13 protein-coding genes are annotated in these 11,241 nt (G+C 65.3%); 1 reads left to right on the top strand and 12 read right to left on the bottom strand.

The window, feature by feature from the left end; translation table 11 throughout:
• Window positions 1-8: 8 nt before the first annotated feature.
• The 9 genes from A3728_RS15890 to A3728_RS15850 form a co-directional block, all read right to left on the bottom strand.
• Window positions 9-938 carry a VOC family protein gene (locus A3728_RS15890; RefSeq protein WP_067925748.1) on the bottom strand — a complete coding sequence of 310 codons (930 nt, stop codon included), beginning with the start codon at window positions 936-938 and terminating at the stop codon, window positions 9-11.
• Between the two features lie 28 nt (window positions 939-966).
• The gene (locus A3728_RS15885) at window positions 967-1,776 is read right to left on the bottom strand and encodes an alpha/beta fold hydrolase (protein WP_067925745.1); all 810 of its coding nucleotides are present in this window, start codon (window positions 1,774-1,776) and stop codon (window positions 967-969) included.
• Entirely contained in the window at window positions 1,773-2,513 is a 741-nt protein-coding gene (locus A3728_RS15880; RefSeq protein ID WP_067925742.1) for an SDR family oxidoreductase, read from the bottom strand. The genes A3728_RS15885 and A3728_RS15880 overlap by 4 nt, the downstream gene beginning before the upstream one ends.
• Window positions 2,510-3,556, bottom strand: a complete 1,047-nt coding sequence (locus A3728_RS15875; RefSeq protein WP_067925739.1) for an aromatic ring-hydroxylating oxygenase subunit alpha — start codon at window positions 3,554-3,556, stop codon at window positions 2,510-2,512. The genes A3728_RS15880 and A3728_RS15875 overlap by 4 nt, the downstream gene beginning before the upstream one ends.
• A 61-nt stretch (window positions 3,557-3,617) precedes the next feature.
• Complete coding sequence (locus A3728_RS15870) at window positions 3,618-4,460, bottom strand: ABC transporter permease (protein ID WP_082851130.1); 843 nt, start codon at window positions 4,458-4,460, stop codon at window positions 3,618-3,620.
• Window positions 4,457-5,431 carry an ABC transporter substrate-binding protein gene (locus A3728_RS15865; protein WP_067925733.1) on the bottom strand — a complete coding sequence of 325 codons (975 nt, stop codon included), beginning with the start codon at window positions 5,429-5,431 and terminating at the stop codon, window positions 4,457-4,459. The genes A3728_RS15870 and A3728_RS15865 overlap by 4 nt, the downstream gene beginning before the upstream one ends.
• Window positions 5,432-5,463: 32 nt before the next feature.
• Entirely contained in the window at window positions 5,464-6,231 is a 768-nt protein-coding gene (locus A3728_RS15860; RefSeq protein WP_067925730.1) for an ABC transporter ATP-binding protein, read from the bottom strand.
• On the bottom strand, window positions 6,221-6,523 hold the full coding sequence (locus A3728_RS15855) for a recombinase-like helix-turn-helix domain-containing protein (protein ID WP_067925728.1): 303 nt from the start codon (window positions 6,521-6,523) through the stop codon (window positions 6,221-6,223). Before A3728_RS15855 ends, A3728_RS15860 begins: the two co-directional genes overlap by 11 nt.
• Window positions 6,524-6,696: 173 nt before the next feature.
• Entirely contained in the window at window positions 6,697-7,641 is a 945-nt protein-coding gene (locus tag A3728_RS15850; protein WP_067925725.1) for a cupin domain-containing protein, read from the bottom strand.
• Window positions 7,642-7,721: 80 nt separating this feature from the next.
• Here A3728_RS15850 and A3728_RS15845 point away from each other — a divergent pair, with 80 nt between their 5' ends.
• Window positions 7,722-8,498, top strand: coding sequence for an IclR family transcriptional regulator (locus tag A3728_RS15845; protein ID WP_067925722.1), 777 nt, complete (start codon window positions 7,722-7,724; stop codon window positions 8,496-8,498).
• A gap of 22 nt (window positions 8,499-8,520) precedes the next feature.
• Here A3728_RS15845 and A3728_RS15840 read toward each other — a convergent pair whose 3' ends face one another.
• The 3 genes from A3728_RS15840 to A3728_RS15830 all read right to left on the bottom strand — a co-directional run.
• A complete protein-coding gene (locus A3728_RS15840) occupies window positions 8,521-9,726 on the bottom strand; it encodes a CaiB/BaiF CoA transferase family protein (RefSeq protein ID WP_067925719.1) in 1,206 nt (401 codons plus the stop codon).
• Window positions 9,723-10,508 carry an enoyl-CoA hydratase/isomerase family protein gene (locus tag A3728_RS15835; RefSeq protein WP_067925716.1) on the bottom strand — a complete coding sequence of 262 codons (786 nt, stop codon included), beginning with the start codon at window positions 10,506-10,508 and terminating at the stop codon, window positions 9,723-9,725. Before A3728_RS15835 ends, A3728_RS15840 begins: the two co-directional genes overlap by 4 nt.
• On the bottom strand, window positions 10,505-11,241 hold a 737-nt coding region (locus A3728_RS15830; RefSeq protein WP_150120842.1), incomplete at its 5' end, for a TRAP transporter large permease subunit. The genes A3728_RS15830 and A3728_RS15835, both read right to left, overlap by 4 nt.

The following is an 11,241-nucleotide window of genomic DNA, read 5'->3' as shown; positions in this document are numbered from 1 at the left end:
ATAGTGCATCACGCCGCCCCCCGTGCCTTCGACCGCAGTTCGGGAAAGCCCGGATCGGGCCGGCCCTGCATCACCGCGCGCTGCGCGGGCGTGGGCGGGCCGGCGGTCATCCAGCGGTCCATCTTTTCGGGATCGTCGCGCGGCCAGACCTGCGCCTCATGCGTGGTCTCGTCGATCTGTTGCAGCTCAGAGGTGAACTCGATCACGAACCCCGAGGGCGAGACGAAATAGGCAAAGGGATTGTCGCCCGGCCCGTGCCGCCCCGGCCCCCATGTCGGCACATGGCCCTTCTGCTTCATCCGCCCGATGCCGCGCATGAATTCGTCCAGCGTCGGCATCTCGAAGGCCACGTGGTTCACGCTGGCGTAGGCACCGCGCACCAGCGCGATGGAATGGTGATCGCTGTTGCAGCGCAGGAAAACCATCTGGTCGGCGGAATAGTCCGAGACCCGGAACCCCAGCACCGTTTCATAGAAGTCCTGCGTGCCTTCCATGTCGGGGGTGTTCAGTACCACATGGCTCACCTTGCGGGGCTTGGCCCATTCGGTTTCCTCCTCCAGCAACCGCGCGTCGGTTCGAAAGCGCAGGCGGCGGTTGTCGGGGTCCAGCACCTCAAAACCATATCCACCCGCCCAGTCGTCGAAGTCTGCCGGCTCGCCCAGCACCGTCGCGCCCTCTGCGGTGCATTGTGCGTGCAGCGCATCCATGCTGTCGCGGTCCGGCATGGCGAAATGGACGTATTCGATCCCGAAGACCGGCCCCTCCTTCAGCCCGTAAAGAAACGTCTCCTCCCCCGTGCCGCGCAGCAGGGCGGTGCCCTCTTCGGAATGGGCCAGTTTCAGGCCCCACATGTCTTCGTAGAATGGCAGTGTCTGGGTCAGACCCGGGCCCCGCATCATGATGCCGCGCAGACTGCCCGTGCGAACGATATCGGTCATCTTGTCCCCTCCCTGTGTTCCCTGTGTGTCACGCCGCCGCCGCGGCCGTTGTCGAAAGGGTTTCGGCAAATCGCGCCGGCCGCTGTTGGTAAAGCGCATGGCCCAGCCCCGGCAGTTCGGTAAAGCGGCCCCGGGCGCGCCCGCGCAGCACGCCGTGCAGGCGCCGCGCCCCCTCCGGCGGGGTGATCCGGTCCTCCGCGCCCACGATCACATCCGTGGGCACCCAGAGCCGTTCCGCATCGTCGAGCAGCCGGCCAGAGGCCAGCATCCGCGCCGCCTGCCCGTAACCGGGCATCGACACCTGCGCCATCGCGCCCTCGACCAGCGCGAGCGCTTCGGGCTCACGCTCCGGCAGGTGCAGCAGCCGCGCCGCGCGCTCCGCCGCGAAGGCGGGCGCGCCAAGGCGCTCCAACGCCTCGATCCGGGCCTGCGCCGGGGCGCTCAGCGCCTCCCCCGGGGGGACCCCATGGCCGATGGCCGGAGCGGCCAGCGTCAGATGCGACACCCGGTTCGCCGCGCCCGCGGCGAAAGAGGCCGCCATCAGCGCGCCCAGCGAATGGCCCAGCATTGCGCAGCACTCGATCCCGAGGCGATCCAGAAAATCGGAGAGCGCTGCGGCATAGTCCTGCGCCTGCGGCCAGTCCCGCGCCAGCGGCGCGGAGCCGCCATAGCCCGGTGCATTCCACGCGATGACCCGCAGGTTTTCGGGCAGATGCGCCAGCAGCGGCGTGAAGGATGCTGCGTTGGAGCCGATCCCGTGCAAGAGCACCATCACGGCCCCCGCGCCCGGGCGTTCGAGGTATTCGATCCCCTCGGATGTTGCGGCGGTCCAGTTCATGCGAAAACAAACCCGTTGTTGACGGGCAGAACCTGCCCGGTGAGCGTCAGCGCCCCCTCGGTGACGAGAAAGGCGACGACGTCGGTGATGTCCTGCGGGGCCTGCGGGCCGGGAACGGCGCGGCCTTCGGCGTATTGCGTATGGCGCGCTTCGGGCACGTATTCGGTGCTTTCCGTCGTCAGTATCCCCGGCGCGACCGCCGTTACCCCGATGCGGTCCGGCCCCAGTTCCCGCGCCAGCGACCGCGTCATCGCGATCACCGCACCCTTGCTTGCCACATAGGACATCAGCCGGGGCGCACCCCAAAGCGCGGTGTCCGACGCCATGTTGACGATCCGGCCCGAACCCGAGGCTTTCAGCAGGGGCGCACAGGCCCGCACCATCAGCCAAGTGCCGCGCACGTTAACGCGTTGCACCAGATCCCAGCTCTCCGGCTCGATCTCGTCGTAGGGAACGCCGCCGATGCCCGTGGCAATGGCGCCGTTGTTGATCAGCCCGTGCAGCTTGCCCCCGGTCAGCGCCGCGACCTCTTCGCCGCAGGCGGCGACCGAAGCGGGATCGGCCAGGTCGACCGCCACGAAGTCGGCGGAAAGCTCCCGCGCGGTGGCGCGCCCCTCGTCCTCGGCGATATCGGCAAGGATCAACCGCGCCCCCGCGCCCGCCAGCGACCGGGCGATCTCCGCGCCCAGCCCCCGCGCCGTGCCGGTGACAAGGATATGACGGCCCGACAGGGTCATTCCGCGGCCATCTGCTCTGACTTCAGTTCCGCCTCGACCTGCGCCTTGGCGGCCCGGGTCAGGATCTGGCGGATCCGGCTGACACCAAGGTCATGCTGATAGAGCATCTCGCGTCGGCGGGCGTCGTCCGGCATGCCTTCCAGCATCACCCGGTCCTGCTCCAGCACGTTCCAGTGATTTGTCTCCAGCACCGCGCGATAAAGGAAACGCCAGCTTTCGCGGGCCGTATCCTCTACCTTGCGCATCCGCCAGAAGAACACGCGGCAGGTGGTCTCATCCACCGGCGTGGTAAAGCCGATGATCCGGAAGACCCCGCCCGGCCCGGCGGCAGGCGGATAGGGAATGTCGAGAAAACAGAACATCGACCCGTCGTGGATTTCGAATTCCGTCCAGTCGAAGTTCTCGCCCGTCTGGCCCACCCGCTCGATACGGAAGCCGTCCTCGGTCTTGTTGAGCTGCATCAGGTCCTGCTTGGACCCATAGGCCAGCGTGAAGCTTTCGGCATGCAGATAGCAGCCGTGCATCGGGTCGGCGAGGTTGTCGAGCGCGTAGCGGTAGTTGGTTTCCCAGACGCTGGTGCAAAGGAAACCGGTCCATTCGTCGCTGGTCAGTTCCTTGGGCAGGGCCAGTTCGGGCGGTTCGGGCCGGTCGGCCGAGGGCACGTAGACGAAAACCGCATCGTTGCTTTCCCGCACGATGTAGGACTGCAGCGCCTTGCGCCCCTCCAGCGCACATTCGGGCATCGCCGGCACCTGCTGAACCACGCCGTCGCCATCGACGACAACACCGTGGTAGCGGCAGGCGACGTTGCCGCCGTGTACCTCGCCATAGCTGAGCGGCGCGCCGCGGTGCGGGCAGAAATCCTCAAGACAGCGGATCTTTCCTGCGCCATCGCGCCACAGCACCAGCTTCTGACCCAGGAGCTTGGTCCCGTACGGTTTGGAGGTCTTCACCTCCACCGATTTGCAGACCGGATACCACTGACCCTTCAGCCCCTCGTTCACGCGCTTCTCGATCAGCGCCTTCTTGTCGATGACAGTCATTTGCCTTCTCCCTTGTCTCTGGTGCCGCGATGCGCGGTCGAATGGGGTGTGCTGCCCGGCGTCAGTGTTCGGCGCGGGGCAGATAATGCAGGACGCGGGCCTCGATCTTGACCAGCGCGAAATAGAGCGCGTATCCGATCACCGTGAGCAGCAGGATCGCGTTGAAGACCATGGCCGCATTGGCCTGTCCGCCGCCGTAGGAAATCAGGAAGCCAAGCCCCGTGTTGCCGCCCACCAGTTCGCCCACGGTCACACCGATCACGGCAAGGGTGGAAGCGATGCGCAGCCCGGCCATCAGGTTCGGCAGGGTCGAGGGCATCTCGACCTTCCAGAAGACCCCCAGCCGGCTGAGGTTGTAGGCCCGGGCGAGGTTCACCAGATCCCGGTCGACGGTGCGCATGGCCTGCAGCACGTTGACCAGCACCGGGAAGAACACGATCAGCACCGTCACCAGCAGTTTCGGCATGGCGTTATAGCCGAACCACATGATGAAAAGCGGGGCAAAGGCGACCTTCGGCGCGATCTGCAGCGCGAGGATATAGGGCGACAGAACCTTCTCCCAGAAGGCGGACATGCCCAGAAGATATCCCAGCACCGCGCCCAGCAGGCTGCCCACGATAAAGCCCAGCACGGTATAAAGCGCGGTGGACAGGAAGTGACCCAAAAGCCCCTCGTAGGCCCACATGCGCGCCAGTTCGGCAAGGCAGTCCGACAACGTCGGAATGATGAACTTCGGCACATCCAGCGCGGTGGGAAGGAATTCCCAAGCAAGCAGCACGATGACCAGCAGGATCAGGCTCGCGACGGTGGGATTGGCAAGACGCATGAGACGGGGTCCAACTCTGGCGGGGGCCGAGGTGGCCGGGACGCTTCTCCCGGCCACGGCCTGGCTGACTTCGGTCATTTGATGAACTCGTTTGTGTAAAGCTCCTCCACCGGGACGGCGTTACGCACGATGCCCGCCTCGACGTAGAAGTCCTGAACCGCCTTGATCCGTTCGGGATCGAAAGCACCAAGCGGCTGGTTCTCCCCCTCGGGGTAGATCAGTTCGGCATAGGCCCGCATCACCGCCTCGATCCCGGCGAGGTTTTCGGAATGCTGCGGGACAAGCGCGACGTATTGCGCGGCGGCGGCAGCCGGATCGTCCGAAATGTCGCGCACCGCGCGCAGCACCGCGTCGACAAAGCCCTGCACCACCTCGGGGCGTTCCTCGATCGTGTCGTCAGAGGCGATGATGGCCTGCGCCATGGCGGGAAAGACGCTGTCCACCGGCTGCTGGTCCATCGGCACGCCCGCCGCTTCGATGGCGGCGATCCACTCGGGCACGCCCGACATGGCATCGAGGTTGCCGGCAATGGTGAGCTGGATGATGCCACCCGGCCCGACGGCCTGAATATCCACGTCGTTCTTCGTCAGCCCGGCAGAGGCGAGCACCCCCAGCAGGTTGTAGTAGGTGGTATCCTGAAACGACAGAACGCCGATGGATTTGCCTTTCAGGTCCTGCGGCCCGGTGATGCCAGCATCTTCGCGCCATGCCAGCTGGGTCAGACCACGGCCCCCCAGCAGTGCGACGCCGCGGATCTCCAGCCCGTTGGCACGTACGATGATCGGCGTGTCCCCGATACCGCCGCCCAGTTCGGCATTGCCGAGCGCCACCTGCGTGGCCACGTCGGCGCCGCCCTTGCCCACCTGAAAGGTAACGTCGAGGCCCGCCTCGTCGAAATAGCCGTTCCCCTTCGCCAGTTGGAACGGCGCGAATGCGGGCAGGAAGTCTGGCGCGGGGAAAAGGTAGGTCACCTTTTCCTGCGCGGCGGCGGCCCCGGCGGTCAGAACCAGCGTCGCGGCCGTGACGGCGGAAAGGATGGTATGTTTCATGGTTTCGGTATCTCCCTTAGTGGGCGGCCGGCTCAGGCTGCCTTTTCTTCCAGTTTCAGATGCTTGAAGAGCTGTGCCGCATAATCGGCGACCTGCGGCATCACCCGGCGTTCGAGCGGCCGGTCCCGGCGCGGCAGATCCACCTCGATCTCGGCGACGATGGTGCCGGGGCGTTCGGACAGCACGAGGATGCGATCCGACATCAGCACCGCTTCGTGCAGGTCATGGGTGATCAGCAGGGTGGTCTTGCCGGTCTCGGCAATCGTGCCGGCGAATGAATTCTGCAACAACAGCTTGGTCTGCGCGTCGAGTGCCGAAAAAGGTTCGTCCAGCAGAATGATCTCCGGGTCGATGGCCAGCGTCCGCGCCAGTGCCGCGCGCTGGCGCATCCCGCCCGACAGTTGATAGGGGTAATGGTTCTCGAACCCGGCAAGCTGGCAATGGGCCAGTTCCTTCATCGCGCGGTCACGCCGCTCGGCCTTGGCCACCCCGCGCGCTTCGAGCCCGAATTCGATGTTGGAAATGATCGACCGCCACGGCAGCAGCAGGTCTTTCTGCAACATGAACCCGACGTGGGAGTTCGGCCCCGTGACGGGGGCGTCCGACACCAGAACCTCCCCCTCCGTTGGCTGATAGAGCCCGGCTGTCATCGACAGGATGGTGGACTTGCCACAGCCCGACGGCCCGACGACGGAAACGAACTCACCCGGCGCGACGCGAAAGTTCACATCGCTGACAGCGGTCAGCGCGTTGTTCGCCGTGGTGAAGCGCTTTGTGACATTGCGGAACTCAAGCGCCATAGCCGTGCTCCGCATAGGCCTTGTCGAGCTCCGCGTTCGTTGCCGCCAGTTCGTCATGCAGCATCTGGGCCGTCCATTCGGTCTTGCCGGACCGGGGCGCTTCGAACTTACGCTCTGTCAGCGCGGCGGCGACCGCATCGTAGTCATGGGTGCCGGTGCCGTAGATTTCCATCAGCGCCGCGGCAAAAGCCACTTCCTGCGGCTCCAGTTCCCGTCCCCGGCATTGATGCGCAAGGGCGGGCCGGCTCGTATCGCTGGCTCGCTGGGCCAACCGATCCTTGAATGCGTCCATGGTGCGTCTCCCCCTCAGTCCTGTGTTCAAATGTGAACACTATGTTCAATAATGATGATTGCTCTAATTCCGGGTTCGAGTCAAGAGTTTTGGGTCATTCGGCAAGATCCCGCAGACATCCGCGCTCCCTGCCGCCCCGGCGGCGCCCGTGACACCCGCCGGGGCGCTTGGGCTCAGGCGGCTTCGTAGACCACGCCGTCGTCCTCTGCGGTGCCGATCACGTGCCAGACGGTGGCCGCAGCCGCCCCGTCATTGCGGAACCAATGTTTGCGGCCTGCCGGGGTCTTGACCAGATCGCGCGGGCCAAGCTCGACCTCCACGGTCCTGCCGCCCTCTTCCCAACCGACGGTCAGGCTGCCCTCGAGCACGAGAAACGCGTCCTCCACTTCCCGCGTGAAGCCTTTGATGCCCACACGCGAAGGGATGCCCCACATCTCCTTGCGGCAGGTATCATGGCTCAGCCCGCCTTCGCCCACATAGACCTTGCGGCTGAAGCCCGCGTCTTCCCAGACGGTCGGCAGTTCCGAATGGCGCACCACATATTGGGCCATCAGTTTCTGCAGCGGATGATCGCCCTCGGGATCGAAGCGGATGGTCTCTCCGGGCTTGGCGCCGAAGGCACGGGCCAGTTCCGGGGCGTGCTCCTTGGGGTGATAGTGATAGACTGGCGGCAACGGCTTGCCCACGTCGACAGAGATCGTCATCAGCACCGGCTCTACACCATCCACGCGGAAGCCATGGCCGATTTCACGAGCGTTCAGGATCATGTCCTTCGGGCCGAGGTTGACCTCCACCACCTCGCCGTCCTTCTCCCAACCGACGATCAGCGCGCCGTCGATGATCAGAAAGCTCTCTTCGATCTCGTGGCTGTGGCAGGCGGCATATTTCCCCGGCTCCTTGTAGATGAGCGAAACGGTGAAATTGTCAGCCTTCAGGGTCGAGGTATCCCCCACCTTCGGCGAACCGCCCGCCCCGATATAGCGCATCTGCGCGCGTGCCAGATCCGGAAAGCCGGAGTTGGAGGGGAAGGCATCCCAATCGAAAGCCTTGTCGCTGAAGCGCCCCGTATGCGCCTTTAGTTCCGCCTTCAGCGGGGCTGCATCTGACTGCATGTTCATCTCGGTACTCCTGTAAAAATCCGCATGGGTCATGCAGAAATCTGTAGGATCGAAATGTTTCACAGGCTATACGTCGTTTTATGGACAAAACAAATTTGGACGCCGACCGCTACCTCGTGCCCGGCCTGATTCGTGGCTTCGAGGTGCTGGACGCCTTTACCCCGCATCGCACGGAACTCTCGCTCAGCGAGATTGCTCGCCATCTGGGGCTAAGCCGCTCTGCCGCATTCCGCACGGTTTATACCCTGACGCATCTCGGCTTTCTGCTGCAGGACGCCCGCAGCCAGACCTATGCGCTGGGGCCTGCGGTGCTGCGGCTCGGCCATGGCTACATGGCATCGCGCGAACTGGTGCAGATCGCCCTGCCAGAGATCGAGAACCTGCGCGATGAAATCGACTGGTCCACCCACCTCGGGGTGCGGGACGGGCGCAGCGTGCTTTACATGCTGCGTGTCGCCAGCCGGATGGGGATGGGCAGCATCGTGCATGTCGGCAGCCGCCTTCCGGCGGCGGCGACGACCATGGGCCGGGTGCTGCTTACGGATCTCGACGAAGAGGCGATCGTCGCGCTTTACCGCGACGACCCGCAGGACGGGGGTGCAGGTCAGGCCCAGAACATGCGCAGTCTGCTTCAGCAGTGGAAGGCCGACCGGCAGAGCGAGATCGTCGTGCAACTGGGCAGTTTCGAACGGGGAATGGCCTCCGTCGCGGCACCCATCCGCGACATGTCCGGCAGTATCGTGGGCGCGATCAACGCGACCCGCGCCTTCGACCGGCCCGAGCCGCCGAACGACCGCGTCACCAGTGCCGTTCTGGAATGTGCCAGGGCCATCTCCCGCCAACTGGGCGCTCTGTAGACGCCCCCACCCCCCTGCCCCGTCAGGCGGCGATAATCGCCTCCGCCTCGATCAGGGCGTCGATCTGGCCCGCATTATATCCTGCCTCTTCCAGCACGGCGCGGGTGTGCTGGCCGAGGACCGGGGCCGCCATGGCGACCTTGGCCGGGGTCCGGCTGAACTTCACCGGATGGCCCAGCGTCTTGACCTTGCCCGCGGTGCTGTGGTCGACCTCCAGTATCATGTCGCGGGCCAGCGCCTGCGGGTCCTCGTGCATCTGCAGGATGTCGTTCACGGGCCCCGCGGGCAGGCTCGCCCGTTCCATCCGGGAAAGCCAGTTTTCCGTCGTGTCCTGCGCCATGTAGCCGTTCAGTATCTCGACCAGCGCGTCCAGGTTCTCCATCCGCGCGGCGTTGGAGGAAAAGCGCGGATCGTCGTTCAGCTCCGGCGCGCCGATCACCTCCAGATAGCGCAGCCAGTTGCCCTGATTGGCCGCGCCCACGTTGATCCAGCCATCGCTGGTCTGAAACGACTGGTAGGGCGCGTTGAGCGGATGGGCGGAGCCCAGCGGCTCGGGCCGGTTGCCGGTGGCGAAGGCAATCGCCGATTGCCAATAGGTCTGCACGATGGCCGCCTCGAAGAGCGAGGTATCGACCTTCTGGCCCAGCCCGGTCTTCTGCGCATTGGCATAGGCCGCCGAAACCCCCATCGCGGCAAGGATGCCTGCGTTGATGTCGGAAATCGGTGCGGCGACCTTCACGGGCGGGCGGCCCGGGCCTTCGCCGGTGATCGACATCAGCCCCGACATGCCCTGCGCGATCAGGTCGAATCCGCCCCGGTCGGCGTAGGGCCCGGTCCGGCCAAAGCCGGAGATCTCGCAATAGATCAGGCGCGGATTGGCCTCGGCCAGTTCCTCGTAGGACAGCCCCAGCTTTTCCATCGTGCCCTTGCGGTAATTCTCGATCACCACATCGGCATCCGCCAGCAGCCGGCGCAGCACATCGACGGCACCGGGGTCCTTGAGGTTCAGCGCGATGCCGCGCTTGTTGCGGTTCATCATCATGTAGGCGGCGGCCTCGTCCCCGACCTTGGGCGGCACGAAGCGGCGGCTGTCGTCCCCCGTGGGCTTCTCGACCTTGACGACATCCGCGCCCATGTCGGCCAGCATCATGCCGCAGACCGGCCCCGCCATGATATGCGCCAGTTCGATCACCCGCATGCCCGCCAGCGGCCCCGAACGCGCGCTCATTTCCCTGTCCACTCCGGTTTCTCCTTGGCAAGAAAGGCTTCCATGCCGATGCGGAAATCATCGCTCATGTAGCACGATACGATCAGGTCACTGTCGTCCGGCGGGTTGGCCTGCCGGAGGCGGCGCATGGCCTCCTTGGTGGCGCGCAGGGTCAGCGGCGCCATGGATCCCACCTCAGCCGCCAGTGCTGCGGCACGCGCCATCAGGGCGTCCTCATCCTCCAGCACCTCGCTTACCAGTCCGATGCGCTCCGCCTCCCCGGCCTCGATCAGCCGCGCGGTAAAGATCATCTCGCGCACCCGCCCTGCCCCGATCAGTTCCGACAGCCGCGCGAGGTTCGCGGCGGCAAGACAGTTGCCCAAGGTACGCGCGATGGGAAACCCGTACTTCAGCCGGGACGAGGCGATGCGGATGTCGCAGGCCGCCGCGATAGAGGCCCCGCCCCCGGTGCAGGCCCCGTGGATGGCGGCGATGGTGGGAAGGGGGCAGCGTTCCACGGCGTCCAGCACCCGGTCGATGCTTGCCTCGTAGTCCAGCGCATCCTGCGCCGTCTCGAAGGCGCGGAACTGGGTCATGTCCGTCCCCGCGGCAAAGGCCTTGCCGCCCGCCCCGGAAATCACGATGGCGCGGACCGATCCGTCCGTCGGCACCTCCGCGCAGATCTTGGCCAGCCGCTCGTACATGGCGAAGGTCAGCGCGTTGCGGGCTTCGGGCCGGTTGAACCTCAGCCACAGGACCCCGTCGCGAAGCTCGTCCAGCAGGTCGGATGTGTCGGTACTCATCTGTAGAAATACTCCACCAGGAACATCGGTACTGCGGGCACGTAAGTACACAGCAACAGCACGGTCAAGAGAACGCCGACGAACCAGATATTGACCTTGGAAACCTCCCAGATATTGGCGCGGGCCACGGAACAGGCGGTGATCAGCACGGATGCGACAGGTGGTGTCTGTTGCCCGATCGCAAGGTTCAGCGTCACCACGAGGCCGAAGTGCACCGGGTCGATTCCCGCGGCGGTGATCAGCGGGATCACGATGGGAATGACCAGAATGATGGCGGCGGCGGAATGCAGGAAAAAGCCGATGATCAGGAAGAAGAAGTTCAGGATCAGCAGGATCGCCCATTGCTGGGTGGTGATCGACAGGATGCTTTCGGCCAGCTGCTGCGGGATCTGCGCGCGGGTCAGAAAGCCGCCCATCAGCACCGATGCGGCCACCAGCAGCATCACGACGGCGGTCTGCATCCCGCCGTCCAGCATGGCGCGGCGCAGATGGCGCAGGTTGAGGTTCCCGTACCAGCCCGACACCACGAGCGCCGCGATCACCGCCAGCCCCGCGGCCTCGGTCGCGGTCACATAGCCGCCGAAGATACCGCCCAGGATGATGACCGGAAGCGTGAAGGCGGGCAGCGCATCCATAAAGGTCTCGCGCAGGCGCGGCAGGTTGAAGGCCGCCTCGGTCGGGAAGTTGTAGCGCTTGGCAAAGGCATAGGCCACGAACATCAGCCCCCCCGCCC

The sequence above is a fragment of the Sulfitobacter sp. HI0040 genome (genome assembly GCF_001634885.1).
Lineage (GTDB): Bacteria > Pseudomonadota > Alphaproteobacteria > Rhodobacterales > Rhodobacteraceae > Sulfitobacter.
Note: the sequence above shows the minus strand (reverse complement) of the source record. Positions and strands in the feature narration are given on the sequence as shown.